General features: G+C 36.1%; 18 protein-coding genes. All 18 read left to right on the forward strand.

Annotated elements, in window-relative coordinates; genetic code table 11:
- Positions 1 to 60 precede the first annotated feature (60 nt).
- The 18 genes from KKD20_00345 to serS all read left to right on the forward strand — a co-directional run bounded on the left by KKD20_00345 (position 61) and on the right by serS (position 16,212).
- A complete protein-coding gene (locus tag KKD20_00345) occupies positions 61 to 576 on the forward strand; it encodes a hypothetical protein (protein ID MBU4331561.1) in 516 nt (171 codons plus the stop codon).
- A gap of 161 nt (positions 577 to 737) precedes the next feature.
- On the forward strand, positions 738 to 2,663 hold the full coding sequence (gene mrdA, locus KKD20_00350; GenBank protein MBU4331562.1) for a penicillin-binding protein 2: 1,926 nt from the start codon (positions 738 to 740) through the stop codon (positions 2,661 to 2,663).
- A 285-nt stretch (positions 2,664 to 2,948) separates the two neighbouring features.
- A complete protein-coding gene (gene greA, locus KKD20_00355) occupies positions 2,949 to 3,419 on the forward strand; it encodes a transcription elongation factor GreA (GenBank protein ID MBU4331563.1) in 471 nt (156 codons plus the stop codon).
- Positions 3,420 to 3,569: 150 nt separating this feature from the next.
- Entirely contained in the window at positions 3,570 to 4,046 is a 477-nt protein-coding gene (locus KKD20_00360) for a hypothetical protein (protein ID MBU4331564.1), read from the forward strand.
- 164 nt (positions 4,047 to 4,210) lie between these two features.
- A complete protein-coding gene (locus tag KKD20_00365) occupies positions 4,211 to 5,221 on the forward strand; it encodes a hypothetical protein (GenBank protein ID MBU4331565.1) in 1,011 nt (336 codons plus the stop codon).
- A gap of 20 nt (positions 5,222 to 5,241) precedes the next feature.
- Positions 5,242 to 5,397, forward strand: coding sequence for a hypothetical protein (locus KKD20_00370; GenBank protein ID MBU4331566.1), 156 nt, complete (start codon positions 5,242 to 5,244; stop codon positions 5,395 to 5,397).
- Positions 5,398 to 5,534: 137 nt separating this feature from the next.
- Positions 5,535 to 7,004 carry a lysine--tRNA ligase gene (gene lysS, locus KKD20_00375; GenBank protein ID MBU4331567.1) on the forward strand — a complete coding sequence of 490 codons (1,470 nt, stop codon included), beginning with the start codon at positions 5,535 to 5,537 and terminating at the stop codon, positions 7,002 to 7,004.
- Between the two features lie 9 nt (positions 7,005 to 7,013).
- Entirely contained in the window at positions 7,014 to 7,784 is a 771-nt protein-coding gene (locus tag KKD20_00380; protein ID MBU4331568.1) for a Fic family protein, read from the forward strand.
- Positions 7,785 to 7,857: 73 nt separating this feature from the next.
- Positions 7,858 to 8,112 carry a ribbon-helix-helix domain-containing protein gene (locus tag KKD20_00385; GenBank protein ID MBU4331569.1) on the forward strand — a complete coding sequence of 85 codons (255 nt, stop codon included), beginning with the start codon at positions 7,858 to 7,860 and terminating at the stop codon, positions 8,110 to 8,112.
- Positions 8,113 to 8,121: 9 nt separating this feature from the next.
- Positions 8,122 to 8,466, forward strand: a complete 345-nt coding sequence (locus KKD20_00390) for a hypothetical protein (GenBank protein ID MBU4331570.1) — start codon at positions 8,122 to 8,124, stop codon at positions 8,464 to 8,466.
- The gene (locus tag KKD20_00395; GenBank protein ID MBU4331571.1) at positions 8,456 to 9,040 is read left to right on the forward strand and encodes an HD domain-containing protein; all 585 of its coding nucleotides are present in this window, start codon (positions 8,456 to 8,458) and stop codon (positions 9,038 to 9,040) included. The genes KKD20_00390 and KKD20_00395 overlap by 11 nt, the downstream gene beginning before the upstream one ends.
- A 579-nt stretch (positions 9,041 to 9,619) precedes the next feature.
- On the forward strand, positions 9,620 to 11,497 hold the full coding sequence (locus tag KKD20_00400) for an efflux RND transporter periplasmic adaptor subunit (GenBank protein MBU4331572.1): 1,878 nt from the start codon (positions 9,620 to 9,622) through the stop codon (positions 11,495 to 11,497).
- Positions 11,498 to 11,577: 80 nt separating this feature from the next.
- Entirely contained in the window at positions 11,578 to 11,937 is a 360-nt protein-coding gene (locus KKD20_00405; GenBank protein MBU4331573.1) for a hypothetical protein, read from the forward strand.
- Positions 11,938 to 12,004: 67 nt separating this feature from the next.
- Positions 12,005 to 12,700, forward strand: coding sequence for an ABC transporter ATP-binding protein (locus KKD20_00410; GenBank protein ID MBU4331574.1), 696 nt, complete (start codon positions 12,005 to 12,007; stop codon positions 12,698 to 12,700).
- The gene (locus KKD20_00415) at positions 12,697 to 13,929 is read left to right on the forward strand and encodes an ABC transporter permease (GenBank protein MBU4331575.1); all 1,233 of its coding nucleotides are present in this window, start codon (positions 12,697 to 12,699) and stop codon (positions 13,927 to 13,929) included. Before KKD20_00410 ends, KKD20_00415 begins: the two co-directional genes overlap by 4 nt.
- A gap of 173 nt (positions 13,930 to 14,102) precedes the next feature.
- Positions 14,103 to 14,306 carry a hypothetical protein gene (locus KKD20_00420; protein ID MBU4331576.1) on the forward strand — a complete coding sequence of 68 codons (204 nt, stop codon included), beginning with the start codon at positions 14,103 to 14,105 and terminating at the stop codon, positions 14,304 to 14,306.
- Entirely contained in the window at positions 14,288 to 14,944 is a 657-nt protein-coding gene (locus tag KKD20_00425; protein ID MBU4331577.1) for a nucleotidyl transferase AbiEii/AbiGii toxin family protein, read from the forward strand. Before KKD20_00420 ends, KKD20_00425 begins: the two co-directional genes overlap by 19 nt.
- A gap of 17 nt (positions 14,945 to 14,961) precedes the next feature.
- On the forward strand, positions 14,962 to 16,212 hold the full coding sequence (serS, locus tag KKD20_00430) for a serine--tRNA ligase (protein ID MBU4331578.1): 1,251 nt from the start codon (positions 14,962 to 14,964) through the stop codon (positions 16,210 to 16,212).
- The last annotated feature ends 323 nt before the right edge of the window (positions 16,213 to 16,535 follow it).

Consider the following 16,535-nt stretch of genomic DNA (forward strand, 5'->3'; position numbering starts at 1 on the left):
TGTTGGTAGCTGATATCCTTTTCCTATATTTCTTAGTTTCTTTATTTCTTAATTTCTATTATGGCAAAAGGTTTTGGACAACTAATTTTTATAATCATAGCTATAATTTTTGAGTTAAGCGTATTAAGTCTTCTTTATCCTTTAAATCAAATCAGGCTAGTTTTAGTAATTGCCTTAATAATCGCTTTATCTGATTACAAAAAAGCTTTATTTTGGGTATTTCTTGGAGGATTAATTTTGGATACTTGTTCAGTCTTGCCTTTCTCAAGCATAACATTAAGCTTGTTTGTCGCGGTTACAATTATTTTTATTCTAGCCAGGAATACCTTTACCAGTGGATCATTATATGCGGTCATTGCTCTGGGAATTATTGGCATAGTTATTTATAACCTTTCCTTGATATTGTTAGTTCATATTTTCTATTTATTAAAAATTACAGATTTTCAAATACAATTTCACACTTTATACAGCCAAGATATGTTTTGGCAGATATTACTTAATACAACACTGATGGTGGGGATTTTCTGGTTAAGGAAGAGGATCAAAAAAAGACCCGAAGGAGCGGTATTAAAATAAACTCCTTTTAAAAAATCTTCTGAAGGGCTGAGTGTCTAGTAAAGTCTTAGGTTTGGGGTCCTAGCTGTAGGTTTGGTTAAAAATTATTAGTCATGGATTATCTAACAACTTAAGACTAAAGACTAAACTTACTGCTAAGACCATAAACCAATAACCCGAAAATGGACGACCCCTTCATCATACAGCACCAAGACAATGTTAAAGACGCTCGTCTTAATCAGTATACTGCTGGGTCAGACGAGGGTAATTTTTATTCTACGGAAAAAGGAACGTTTGATTCGTTAAGGATTTCAATTTCCTGGCCGCGGTTAAGAATGTTTTTTATAATTGTGATGTTAGCGCTCTCGGTCCTGGTGCTGCGAGTTTTTTATCTGCAGATTATTGAAGGTAATTATTATCGAACTGTAGCCGAAGGCAACCGAATTCGCATTAAACCAATAAAAGCGGTCCGGGGAATAATTTATGACAGGCAAGGAAAAATATTGGTAAGAAATGTGCCTAATTTTTCTTTGTTTTTTATACCCGGTGACTTGCCAAGAGAAGAAGATGAGTTAACAAAAATTCTAAATACTATTTCCGATATTTTGGAGTCACCAACCCTATATTTAAGAACTTTACTTGGAGATGTTTCTCCTTATTCATACGAGCCACTTTTAGTAGCTGAAAATATTAGCCATAGTAAAACCCTTTTATTAGAAATCGAAACCTCTATGATCCCCGGGGTGTTTTTAGAGACAAGAAGTCGAAGGGAGTATTTATTCTCCGATTCTGATTATGGTTTATCGCACATCCTGGGATATACAGGTAAATTATCGCCTGAAGAATATCAAGAAAGAAAAAATAAGGGTTATCTTCTTAACGATTATATTGGCAAAACAGGCATTGAATATAATTATGAGTTTTATTTGCGGGGTCAGGATGGAAAAAAGCGGATTGAAGTTGATTTTTTAGGCAAAGAAGAAAAAATTGTTTCTTTTTCACCTCCAAAAGACGGGCAAAGTCTTGTTTTATCAATAGACTTGGATCTACAGAAAAAAATCTCGGAAATTCTCCAAAAACAGCTGCGCCAAATCAAAAAGACTAAGGGAGTGGTAATAGTTACTGAAGTCAATTCTGGTGAAATTTTAGCCCTGGTTTCCGTGCCCAGTTATGACAATAATTTATTTGCCAGGGGTATTTCTAGAGAAAATTATGAAAAATTAATTAATGATGAATCAGAACCATTATTTAATCGGGCCATTGCTGGCGAATATCCTCCAGGCTCTACTATCAAACCAGTCTTAGCAGCCGCGGCTCTAGAGGAAGAGATTATTAATGAAAATACTACCTTTATAAGCACTGGAGGCATCTGGTTAAGCGAGTGGTTTTTTCCTGATTGGAAGGCCGGGGGTCATGGCCGCATTAATGTTACCCAGGCGATTGCTGAATCAGTTAACACTTTTTTTTACTATATCGGCGGCGGGCATGAAGAATTTAAAGGCCTGGGATTAGAAAAAATTAATTATTGGAGCTCGCTGTTTGGTTTTGGTCGGGATACAAAAATCGATTTACCGGGTGAGGGGTCAGGATTTTTACCGACGAAACAATGGAAAATGGATACCCGGGAAGAACCCTGGTATATTGGTGACACCTATCATCTCGCAATCGGCCAAGGCGATATTTTAGTCACTCCGATTCAGGTAGCTAATTTTACTGCCGTGATTGCTAATGATGGGACTCTTTATAGGCCGCATTTACTTAAAAATCTCCTTCATGCAGACAATGAGACGGCGAGTGCTGTCCAAAATGAAATCTTGCGAACAAATATTGCTCAAAAAAAGAATTTAGAAATTGTAAGACAAGGAATGCGGGGGGCAGTTGTCTATGGTTCATCCCAATCTTTGGCTGACCTGCCAATAGCAGTTGCCGGTAAAACCGGCACAGCTCAAGTGGGCGGCGAGAAAGACCCGCATGCCTGGTTTACTGGTTTTGCGCCTTATGAAAATCCCGAAATAGCCATCACAATTTTAATAGAGAATGGGGGAGAGGGCAGTCGGGTAGCGGTGCCGATTGCTAAGGAGATTTTACAATATTATTTTGGACAATGACATACATTTCCACGACACACGATACACGTAACATGATACAAAAATTCGCATATTGAGTTGTGATGCGTGAATCGTGTATCGTGCTCGCAGTTATCCACACCCCCCTTGACCCATTCATAAAAACAGTGTATCGTTAAAATTGTAACTGAATCTCCAATAATCAAGCTCACCCTTTCGACTAGCTCCGGGTGATTTTAAAAATTTTTCATATTCATAATAAATAATTTTAATCTACCCTAACCAGTATTATTTTGAATCAATGGCACGGGGTAAAAATTAAAAAGCATGATTGAAGATCAAACTTATATTACCAAAGAAAAATTAAAAGAATTAAAAAAAGAACTTGACTATTTGAAAACTACTAAAAGACGGGAGATTGCTAATCGAATTCGAGAGGCTAAAGAACTTGGCGACTTGAGTGAGAATGCTGAATACGCTGATGCTAAAGATGAACAGGGCTGGACCGAGGGGAGAATTCTAAAAATTGAAGACATTTTGCGAAGAGCGGTTTTGATTGAGAGTAATCATAAAAATCACTCCGCAATAATCAATGTGGGTTCAAAAATAAAAGTTAAAGTTTCTGACTCGGAAAAAAATTTTGAGATTACTGGTTCCCAGGAAGCCGACCCCCCAAATGGCAAAATTTCCAATGAATCACCCCTAGGTAAAGCTTTTCTTGGTAAAAAAGCGGGCGATGAGGTGGAAGTTGAAGTGCCAAAAGGAGTGATAAAATATAAGATTATTGCGATTAGTTGATTAGCCAGTCATTAGGAATGAGTCATCAGGCATTAGGGTTTTGTAAGATATAATCATCTACAAAAAAACGGGCGTGAGAGCGCTTGTTTTTTTGTTATTTTTTGGCGCCTGCGCCTTTTCTTTTTTAAAAAGATATGTTAGAATTTAAATATGGAAAAAGAAACTGGTTTTAGCCCAGAAAAAGAACCAACCCTTTCAAAAGAAATTTGGATTATTGATGACGAAAAAGAAATAATAAAGGGTGTTTTAAGATTTTGGCAAATGAAGACTAAGAATTTAGGTTATGATTTTAAGCACTTTGAAACCGGCCAATCTGCTTTGGAAGAAATCAAAAAGAGAAAAGAGTCAAAAGAAAGATTGCCAGAAATGGTTTTTGTTGACGGTGAATTAGAAAAAGATCAAGGAGAATTAAGCAAAGGAGTAAATTTTATTAAAGAAATTAGAAGTATAGATGGGGTTAAGCAACCAAAAATCGTGGCCCATAGTTCTGATTTTGCTAATAATGTTGAACTATTGATGGCTGGGGCTGATTTGGGTTTTCAAAAACAAGATATTACTAAATCAGCTGAGTTCTTACAAGACCCGGAACATTACAAACATTATTTTAAAAAGCCGGAAGAAGAATAGATTTTTGATTATCCATATTGACTTTTTTATTAGAGATTGATAGAATAAAAATAGTTATGGAAAAGAAGGCTGACTTTTCCAAATAAAAATAAATTTCCTCGCCGCAAGCGGACGGGGTATTAAAAAATTTTGATAAATTTATCAATTTAGAAAGGAATAAAACTATGCCAAAATCGCCAGAACAACTTCGTTATACCGAAGATGAGGCCTTGGAGGAAGCTTCTGAAATGAAGGAAAAGGTAGAACACAAAGAAGCAAAAGATTATGAGGAAGCGGAAGAAGGGAAAACGCCAGAAGCAAAAGAAACCAAGAAACTTCCACCAGTTTTTCTTATCTATCGTAATAATAATGTATTTGAAAAGTTAGTTCCAAAAATTGCAGAAACATTTGGATCACTAGACCGGGAAGTAAAAATACAAAGTTTTCCGGCTGGAACTGATCAAATAAAAATTCTTAACTGGATACTAACAAATAGTAAAGAGATTGCTGGCACAGAAATAGTTACTGATGAAACAGTTAAATACGCATTTTCCGGCATCGAAGATGAAATGCGCCATTTTCCTGATCCAAACGAAGAAGCGGCTAAAGAAAAGGCTATGAAAGTTTTAAAGAATTGCAGTAGACATTATGAATATTTAGATTTTTTTGAGCCACCCCTAATTGGCGAAACACTTTTTGGAAAAAATTACTCCGATGAGTTTCACGAAAAAGCAGAATCATTGGAAAAGAGCGGTGAGCTAATCTCTGACATAGTTAAACGCATTATTATAAATAAAGATAATATACCACAAAAAGTATATATATCTCGGCAGGAGATATTTGCGCATCAACCACTTAGACAAATTCCTGAAAATCCTAGATACGAAAGTGAAGAGGAATTGATGAAGGGCATAGAAATAGTAAAAGAATGGCTTATTAAAGGAGGGATTCCAAAAGAAGCGTTTGTCGAAGGTGAATTCGAGCATAATTTGTCCTGGGTAATTATGGATAGACATAGCAGAAGTTATCCCCAGGGAGATAAAATTAAGATCATAAGTGGTCAAAAAGAAATAACATTAGGATTACCTCTTTCTAATTTTTTCCAAGATGCTTGCAAGACCGGGTTGATTACATTGACACCAGAGGAAAAACAGAGATACAATAAATTGTTAAAAGAAAAACTAATTAAACTTTAAACACCAAACAACAGGAGGGAATGATGGAAAAGCAAGAATTTCAGAAAAGGGTAGAGGAAGCTATGAAGAAATGTCTTGAGGCGCATCAACACAATCATCTTCTTTATCAGCCAACCAAGATAACTGAATACAAGATTGACTTCAAAAGAAAGCTGGCGGCTTGGATACTCTTTTAGCAGATTGTAACGGATTATTACAAAAAAACGGGCGTGAGAGCGCTTGTTTTTTTGACAATAAATGGGATACGGATTATAATTAGAATATGAAAGGAACAAAAAATATAATAACTGACGAGTCCGCCTCTGCTAAGGCTATGGCTGGTGAACATCAAATGCGCCTCAAGCGGCTGGAAAAAATTAAAAAGCAGGGGATTAATCCTTATCCCAGCCAAACCCGCAAAACTCACCAAATTAGCGAGTTAAATTTGGATTTTGATGATTTAGGCGCAAACAAGACAAAAGTGAGCATAGCGGGCAGAATTAGAGCTCTCCGAGGCCATGGGGGTTCTACTTTTGCGAATATTGAAGATGAATCTGATAAATTTCAGGTATATTTTAAAAAGGATGAATTAGGCGAGGATAAATACAGTTTGGTTAATCTGTTGGATGTGGGCGACTTTATAGCATGCAGCGGCGAACTGTTTAAAACCAAAAACGGCGAAAAAACCCTAATGGTCCAAAACTTTGAGATTTTAAGTAAAGCGATTTTGCCGTTGCCAGAAAAATGGCATGGCTTAAGCGATGTGGAAATTAGGTATCGCAAACGCCATCTTGATTTAATAGCTAATCCCAAAGTGAGAAACATTTTTGAAAAACGCAGTTTAATTTTAAAAACCTTAAGAAATTTTTTAGAAAATAAAGGATTCCTAGAAGTAGAAACACCTGTGCTTCAACCAATGGCTGGCGGAGCTACTGCTAAGCCTTTTGTCACTCATCACAATGCTCTAGACATTGATATGTATTTACGCATCGCGCCCGAGCTGTATCTTAAACGGCTGATTGTCGGTGGGTTTGAAAAAATTTATGAAGTGGCGCGCTGTTTCCGCAACGAAGGCATTGATTGGCAGCATAATCCGGAATTCACCCAGATTGAATTTTACTGGGCTTATGCTGATTATGAAGATTTGATAGAGCTGACCGAAGAAATGTTTGTAGAGTTGATGAACAAAGTCAACGGCAAAAAAATGACCTTGGAATTTGAAAAAGCGAAAATCGACTTTACGCCTCCTTATGATCGCTTAAGTTTTCGCGAGGGAATCAAAAAATATGCTAAATTTGATATTGAAGAATATCAGGATAAAACCAAGTTGGCCAAGAAAGCTAAAGAACTTAATGTTGAGATTAAAAAACAAGATGGGCGGGGAAAGATTTTGGACGAAATTTATAAAGAATACGTGCGTAAAAATATTCACAAACCAACATTTATAATTGATCATCCAATTGAATTATCGCCCCTAGCTAAACAAAAAGAAGATAATCCAAATTATGTCCAACGTTTACAGTTAGTTGTGCCTGGCGGTTTGGAAATGTGCAATGCTTTTACCGAGCTTAATGACCCCCTTGAACAAGCGGTTCAATTTAAGGCCCAGCAAAAGTTAAAAATGGCTGGTGATGAAGAAGCCCAGGAATTTGATAAAGATTATGTAGAAGCCATGGAACACGGTATGCCGCCTTGCGCTGGATATGGGATTGGCATTGACCGGCTGACGCAAATTTTGACAAATTCGCATAATATCAAAGAGGTGATATTATTTCCGACATTAAGGCCAAAATATAGAGGATAAGCTTTGACTATGTCCATCCAACGCAAAAATTTCAAACTAAAAGATTTAAAGTATAAAGTTGACAAAAAAATAAGTCAGCAAATTTTGGATTTACAAAAAAAATTTGATGAAAAATTTAACAGAGATGAGCAGAAAAAATTAGCATTTTCAGAAAAAGTGGATTTTGTTTATAATACTACGGCCTTAGAAGGCAATACTTATACTTATGCGGAGACCGAAACTTTGCTTTCTGGAGTAACAATCGGTGGACATTCTATAAAAGAGACCAACGAGATTATCAATCAAAAAGAGGCCTGGGAATTTACCTTGAATCAAGCTTTTTCAAATTCAAAGGATATAACAGAAACTTTGATAAAAGATATTCATTTTAGAGTTGGGAAAGACACGGTGGTAAAACCAGGGCAGTATCGGGATGGCCGAGTCAAAATCGGCGGTACTGATTATGTGCCGCCGAAAACAAAATTAGAAATTGATAATTTGATTAAAATTTTTTTGATTGATTTTGCTAATTTAGAAAAAGATATTTTTTTAAAAGCAATTATAATCCATTTTGTGATTGCTTTAATTCAACCATTTTACGATGGCAATAAAAGAACAGCGCGACTGCTGATGAATTTTATTTTGTTACAAAATAATTATCCTTTGTTTTCGGTTCCAGCTAAAATGCGCAAAGAGTATGTTGAGGCCATGATTAAGGGATATGAGAGTTTGGATATTAGTGGTTTAGTTGAGTTGTTGAAAGGGTTGATGATTGAGAGATTGGAGGATTATGGGATTTGATTCTTAGGAGCTGAATTTGACAAAAATTTTGCGTTTGGTATTATATATATAATCGATATTTAATCCATATATTATGGCTATTGTAAATTTTTCTATTCCAACTACCCTTGAAAAGAGGGTTGGGCAAACTATAAGGGAAAAGGGTTTCAGCAGTAAAGCCGAATTTTTTCGTTATGCGGCAATTTATTTTATTGATGTTGTAGATGATTCAGCTATATCCGAAGACGAACGCATTAAATATCTAAGCGATGCCATTACTCGAGAAGTTATAAAAAAATTTCACAATAAAAAAATTCCTCCTGTGGAGGAACAACTAGCAGATATATAATTTCTTTTTATGTATGAGATAATAGTTTTACCTCATTTCCACGGACAGTTGAAGCGTTATGCTAAAAAGTATCGTCATATTAAGAATGATGTTATTGAAAAGTTAAGGGGTTTTGATAAAAGACAGCATGTTTATCTTGGTAATCGTATCTATAAATTACGGCTTAAATCGAAAGATATCCCCAGAGGTAAGAATAAATCATTGCGGTTAGTTATTTTGGTGGTAGAAATGACCAGTGCTATTGTGCCGGTTATTTTATATTTTAAAGGGGATCGTGAAGATATCAGCAAGAAAGAACTAAAAGAGCATTTACAAATAATATTATTTGAACTAGAATTATACCATGACTCGTGATGAAGCGTTACAATTAGTTCATAAGTACGTGAAGACCGATAACAGCGTTAAACACATGCTGGCGACCGAAGCTATTATGCGAGCATTGGCACGTCATTTTGGCGAAGACTCCAAGTCATCCGACGGGGTAAACGAAGAAAAATGGGGTTTAGCGGGTTTGGTGCATGATATTGATATGGAAGAGGTAGATTATCGCAATGAGCCGACTAAGCATGGGCCAAGATCAATAGAAATTTTAAAAGAAAATGGACTGACAGATGAGGAAATCTTGAATGCCGTTTTAGCGCATAATGAGGCTTTGGGCGGGGAGCGGGGGACTAAAATTGAAAAAGCCATCCACTCGGTTGACCCCTTGACAGGTTTGATTGTGGCTGCTACACTGGTTTTACCCTCTCGTAAATTAGCTGATGTGACAGTTGAAAATATTTTAAATAGATTTAAAGAAAAACATTTTGCCCGTGGCGCTAATCGGGAGATTATTGCCAGATGTGAGGAGTTGGGATTATCTTTGAAAGAATTCTGTAAGATTGGGTTGGAAGCCATGCAGGGGATATCAGATGAACTTGGGCTATAAAAATGTTCATTATAATAATTTCATATGGACGGGAAATGACATTAGGCATTTTGCCTGCTGTTGTAATGGGGGCATTGAGTCTTCTGGTGATTAGTTCGCTCTTGGCAAAAGTGCTCCACAAAATCCGCACCCACTAGTTTGATACGGAGGATAAATCATGAAAGATATCTGGGTTTTGGCTTTGTTCCCCTTGGCTGGGTTTGCAATTTGGCTAGCGGCTAAAATCGGCGCCTGGAGAGAGATAAAAAATTTACAAAGCAAGAGTAAAAAATGATTAATTCCACTGTTGTTTTACCGGGAGGCATCACCCTTTTTATGGAGGATAAAAAAATGGAAGCTAGGATTATGTTGATTATATGTTGCGCGTTGTTGCTTTTATTAATGCTTTATAAAAACAGGCCACCCCCAGGATATTAGTTAGAAAATGGTACCCACAGAGAAATAAGGATACCACAAAAAGCGTTGTCAAACAAAGACAGCGCTTTTTTTATTGCTTAATATAATATTTTTAGTTAAAATTAAGATAGGGATTAAAACGGAAACATTTGGTAGATAAAATAAAATTTAAAAAGATTTAAAATGAAAAAGGCTATATTTATTATTTTAGGAATTATAGTTATTATTGGTGTATCTCTTGGGGGTTACCGTTATTTTAAACGTGGAGAAAAAATTAATTTTGATTATATTATTACTGAAAGAGGTGAACTTGTCCAAGAGGTTAATATTACCGGTCGGATAAAGCCAGCCGAAAGCGTTGACCTGGCCTTTGAAAATACCGGAAAAATAGCCAATATTTATGTACAAATAGGTGATAAAGTAACCACGAGTCAAATCTTAATTGAAATAGATAATACTGATGCCAATGCCCAGCTGGCACAAGCTCAAGCCGGGGTGGATAGCTCTCAAGCTGAACTTATTCAATATCAAGCAACTTTGGAAGCCCAGCAAACAAAATTACTCGAACTAATCAAAGGAACAAGGCCCGAAGAAATTCAATTATCAGAAACAAAAGTTATAAATGCACAAAAAGCATTGGCCGACGCCCAAGAAAACCTTAAAAACACTTTAAACAAAGCTGAAACCGAACTAGCCAAGGCCCAGCAAACAAAAACTGATGCCGAGATAAACTTGGCCAACATTACGAGTAAATCTGGAAGTGATTTAGCCGACCTTTACAGCAAAGCAGGAGATATTCTTGATGATGCTTATGCTAAAGCTGATGATGCTGTTAAAAATAGAACAAGTGGAATCTTCACTGCTGGTTCTAATAAATTATCTTTTGCTACAACTAATTCACAAGCAAAGTCTGATGCGGAATCACAAAAGCCAGTGGTTGAAAACGCACTTAATGAACTTAATGCCTTAGTGTATAATCTTACCTCTGATTATATTGACCTAGACGAAGCTCTTGCAAGGGTAAAAGATTATTTAATTATTATAAAAGATTTTTTTTCTCGGTTAGACACCGCTCTTAGCAGCGCCGCTGATTTATCTCAAACAACACTCACTACTTATCAAACAAACACTTACACGGCTCGCACCAATGTTAATACTGTTCTTTCCAATATTAATGTTCAACAAAACGCTATTACAACCCAAAACCAAACGAATCAAACTAATATTGATACGGCTCAGTCTCAACTTAATACAACCAAAGCAGCCCTATCCTTGCAAGAAGCCGCAAACCAAAGTAATGTCTCCACAGCCCAAGCAGGTATTACTACGGCTCAAAATACTTTAGCCAGCGCTCAAGATGAACTCTCACTTAAGAAAGCTGGTTCCACAGCGGAACAAATTGCGGTTCAACGGGCAATTATAAAACAAGCTCAAGCAAACACATCCGCCCAAAGAGCTAGAATAAAACAAGCTGAAGCAAATTTACAAAACTATCAAGCCCAAAAAGAAAAAACAACCATTCGAGCACCTATGGATGGAATCGTAACAAAACAAGATGCTAAAGTTGGCGAAATTGTCTCGGCTTCCGCCAACATTATTTCCCTTATCTCGGAAAAACAATTTGAAATTGAGGCTTTAATACCAGAAGCAGATACTGCTAAAGTTAAAGTCAATGATTTGGCAAAAGTTACTCTTGATGCCTATACTAATAATATTATTTTTAAGGCTAAAGTAATTCGGATTAATCCTGCGGAAACTATGATTGAAGGCATGGCTACTTATAAAACGATATTACAATTTGCGGATGATGATGAACGGATAAAATCCGGCATGACTGCTAATGTTGATATTTTAACTAATAAAAGAGAGAATGTTATTGCTATTCCCGGACGGGCTGTGATTTCCAGAAATGGCGGAAAAATGGTTCAAATAGTTAGAGATGATGATACGATTACAGAAGTAGAGGTAAAAACCGGCATTCGCGGTTCTGATGGTCGGATAGAAATTTTGAGCGGAGTTAGCGAGGGTTATAAAGTAATTACTTTTATGGAAGAAGAGTAAACGAAATTTCTAATTTTTAATTCACCTAATTTCTAATAAAATTCTTAATTCAAAAATGTCAAACAAAGAGAAAAAAAAGTATGACCAGAAATAAAAAAATTATTTTAATCTTAATTTTGACAATAGTTTTATTTTGTTTGTCACTTTTCTATGTGAGAAATGAAGTATGTTGTATGTTTGCTGGCATGAGACATCGTGGATTCCCTTATCAAATAATATCAATATCTAAGGTAACTGAGGATTTTGAAGAAGCGAAAAAAGTTTACTCCCTTAATGATTTTGAGCTTTTGAGTCGAGGTTGGAAGTTAAAAATAGATTCCGGCTTTGATCCGCTTTTCTGGAGTATTTCTTTTAATTTTATATTTTATTTAGCCATAAGCAGTGGATTAATTTTTATAGTCGAACGCATAAAACAGAATGAGAAAAAAATCAAAAAATAATTTTGAATTAAGCATTTAGAATTTTATTAGAAATTAGAAATTAGGTGAATTAGGTGAATTTTATAACATGTCTCTCATAGAAGCCAAAAATTTAGAAAAAACCTATTATACTGATGGTATCGCTACTCCTGTTCTTAAAGGAGTTTCTTTTTCTATTGAACCAGGAGATTTTGTGGCTATTATGGGCCCTTCGGGCTCTGGTAAATCTACCTTGCTTCATATTTTGGGATTCCTGTCCCGTCATTCAGCAGGTGAATATCGTTTTGAGGGCAAAACTTTCGATGATTACTCTAAATCCGAAATTGCTCACGCTCGGAATAAAAAAATGGGTTTTGTTTTTCAATCTTTTAATCTGCTTGCAAGAACAACGGTCATAGACAATGTAAAATTACCACTCTTATATTCAGATGTGCCAGAAAATGAATGGAATGATATGGCCTTAAAATTAATAAAAACCGTGGGCCTCTCCCACCGCATTAGCCACTTATCATCTCAACTATCTGGCGGGGAGCAGCAGCGCGTTGCTATTGCCCGCGCTTTTGTCAATAATCCACCAGTTATTTTTGCTGATGAACCAACTGGAAATCTTGACACAGCTACTGGAATAAAGATTATGGATATTTTAAAGACATTTAATGAAAAACTAGGTCATACGATTATTTTAATCACTCACGAGTTGGATATTGCTCAAGGCACTAAACGAATTATCAAACTTGTTGATGGTAAAATTGCCAGTGATACAAAAGTTAATCATAATTTATGAAATCTATATACACCATAAAAACAGCTGTCGGGGGGTTAAAGGCGCATAAATCACGTTCGGTCTTGACGATTTTGGGCATTGTAATTGGTATTACCGCGATTATTGTTATTATGGCAGTGGGACAGGGAGCCGAGAATTTAATCTTAGACCAGATGCGCGGTTTTGGTTCGCAGATAGTAAGTGTTCAAGCTGGCCGAGCGCCCCAGGGCGTTTCTGATATTGCTCAAATGTTTACTGATTCTTTAAAACAACGGGATGTTGATGCTTTGAAAAAGATTCCCGGAGTAGAGAAGGTTGCCCCAGGAGTTTATGACATGACTACTATAACTTATGGCAATGAGAGCAAAAGAGCTACTGTTTATGGTTCAGCTGATTTAATAATGGAGATTTTAGGTCTGTCAGTAGAACAAGGATCATTTTTTACTGAAGATGACATTAGGCAAAATGCGAGCGTGGTTGTAATTGGTTCAGAAATTAAAGATGATGTTTTTGGTTTTGCTGAAGCTATAGGAGAAAAAATTAAAATTAAGGGTAAAACCTTTCGTATAATAGGTGTGCTGGAGCCCAAAGGACAGATGATGGGTTTTAATTTAGATGATATGGTGTTAGTGCCTTATTCAACTGCTCAAAAATATTTATTAGGTATTAGTCATTTTAATGATGGTATTACGGTTCAGGCTGAAAGCGAGGAGATAGTGCCGCATTTAGTTCGGGAAATTGAGTTTACATTAAGAGAGCTGCATGGCATTACAGATCCTGATAAAGATGATTTTTATGTCATGACCCAGGCAGACGCCATGGAAAGTATTGGCATGGTGACTTCAATTTTAACAGCATTATTAGGTTCAGTCGCGGCTATTTCTTTGATTGTCGGCGGAATTGGTATTATGAATATCATGTTGGTGTCTGTAACTGAACGAACGCGAGAAATTGGCTTGCGCAAAGCTCTTGGCGCGACCGAAAAGGACATTATGGTTCAATTTTTGCTTGAGTCAATGATTCTCACGATTATCGGTGGCATTGTTGGCATTACTTTTGGGGCTACATTTTCTTTTCTGGTAGCGTTTGTTTTAAATAAAACTGTAGCTAGCGGTTGGTCATTTGCTTTTCCGATATCAGCTGTAGTTTTAGGCATTGGGGTGGCTGCTACGGTTGGCTTGATTTTTGGACTCTATCCCGCTCGTCAGGCCTCGCAAAAGAGTCCTATTGAGGCTTTGAGGTATGAGTAGTTATAATTCAAATCTACGAATGTATGCCAGTCTATGAATGCTGTAAACAAATTTTTAGTATTTTAATTATATATATTGGCTAATATATCGAATATCAGCATCACTAAATTTGTGAACAAATGAGGCTTTTTTTATTTGCATTTTATAAATATATTAGCTACAATATAGACATTATGTATAATTGGGATTATAATTTAAAAAATGTTAACAAAAAAGACCCGGTCTATATCAAATGGAAACTAGAACGGTTGATTAATTATGGTTTAAATGGCGAAAAAATTAAAAAAATCGAACTAAAAAAATATTGGAATCAAATAAAGATTGATCCCGACAAACGAACATTTTTAAAAACAATTTTATGGCCGAAAAAATCATAACAAAAGAACAGGAGCAATTCTTAGAGTATTTTAAAAAAAATAAATTGCTGGCCCAAGATTTTTATTTAACCGGGGGCACAGCTTTGGCTTTATTTTATTACCAACATCGCAAGTCCGAAGATCTAGATTTTTTTACTTCAAAGAAAATACCAAATTCAATAATTGATAAATCCATCAAAGATGTTAAAATTAAGCTTAATGCTAGCAAAGTTGAGTATAATCAATTGTATGATCGGCGAATTTATCAATTCAAATTAACTAAAAAAGGTATTTTAAAAATAGAGTTCACCTTATATCCATTCAAAAATCTAAAAAAGCTTAAAAAAATCAATGGCGTATTTGTTGATAGCCTCTTAGATATGGGAGCCAATAAAATTATGTCTATAATGGATAGATTTGAGCCTAAAGATTTTTTTGATTTGTATTTTATGAAAAATGACTTTCGGCTGGAAAATTTAAGAACCGCAGCTCAAAAAAAGTTCGGTATTGAAATAGACCCGATAGCTTTAGTTAGTCGGTTCAACAAAGTCAAAGATTTAAGGATAATCCCCCAAATGATAAAAAAAGTTGACATAATAGATTTAAAAAATTATTTTCAAAAGTTTAACAAAAAAGAAGCTAAAATGTTTTTAGTTTGATTTTAATAACGAATTATATGTTAGACATCAATTTTATTCGCGAAAATCCCGAAGAAGTTAAAAAAGGCATTGCTAAAAAGCAGTTAACCGTTGATATTGACCGTCTTTTATCATTAGACAAAACAAAACGGGATATTTTGCAAAAAATAGAAGCCCTGCGCGCCGAACAGAATAATGCTAATAAAGAGATTATTAAGCTAAAAAATGACGTTAAAAAGCAAAAATTAGCCGAAATGAAAAAAATTGCCGACCAAGTCAAAGATGTAAACAACAAGCTGGGGATAATAGAAAAAGATTTTACAGACTTAATGCGTCAGATTCCCAATTTACCAGCGCCTAATGTTAAAGTGGGCCGGGGAGAACAAGACAACCAAGTAGCGCGGCATGAAGGTGATATTCCTAAATTTGAATTTGACCCTAAAGATTATGTGGAGATTGCTGAAGAATTGGACATAATTGATACAAAAAGGGCTGCTAAAGTGGCTGGCTCGCGCTTTGGCTATATAAAAGGGGATTTAGTTTTGTTAGAATTTGCTTTGATTAGATTTGCGTTTGATATCCTAACTAAAGCCGGATTTAGGCTAGTCTTGCCGCCAGTAATGCTTAATGATAATGCAATGCGCGGCATGGGCTATCTTGATAGGGGAGCTGAAGAGGTTTATAAAACCCAAGATGATTTATACTTAATCGGCACTAGCGAGCAATCACTTGGAGCCATGCACATGGATGAGATACTAGACAGTAAAAAATTACCTTTGCATTATGCGGGTTTTTCCACTTGTTTCCGCCGAGAAGCCGGGAGTTATGGCAAGGACACCAAGGGTATTTTGCGTGTTCATCAGTTTAATAAAGTGGAAATGTTTGTTTTCTGCAAACCCGAACAATCAGAAGATGAGCATAAATTATTATTGCGAATGGAAGAAAATTTAATGCAGGCGCTTAAACTCCCATATCGAGTAATGGACATTTGCAGCGGCGATTTGGGCGACCCGGCGGCTAAAAAGTGGGATATTGAAGCTTGGTTTCCGGGTTCAAGCGAATACCGCGAAACTCACTCCACCTCTAACTGTACTGATTGGCAAGCCCGGCGTTTGAATATTCGCTATAAAGACGAAAATAATAAAAATCAATTTGTTCATACTTTAAATGGCACCGCGTTCTCCGAAAGGCCTCTTTTGGCGATTTTGGAAAATTATCAAACTGAAGCTGGGGGAGTGCGGGTGCCGGACGTTTTGCGGGAGTATGTGGGGAAAGAGATGATTGAGTAACTCGTAGTAATAAGCTCGTCTCGCTACGCTCGACTTCGCGTAATACAATAGTAATTCATTATAATTTGTTGTTTTTAAGATTGTAAAATAAAAAAGGACTGAATCCATAATCTGAATTAGTCCTTACTAGGGGAATAACACTGATTCCTTCTATTGCGAAGTGCTGGTAGTTGCTTTTCTCGATGACTTTGCTTGCAGACCCCCGCAACCTATAAAGAACAATGAAGTAGAGAGCAGAAAGGTGACAATGTACAATGGGGAATGAACTGCATATTTTGCCCAACTTATCTCCAACGTAGTAAGCATTGCCAGAATTATCTCTA

The organism is Patescibacteria group bacterium, assembly GCA_018896645.1.
GTDB lineage: Bacteria > Patescibacteriota > Patescibacteriia > UBA2591 > JABMQE01 > JAHIMF01.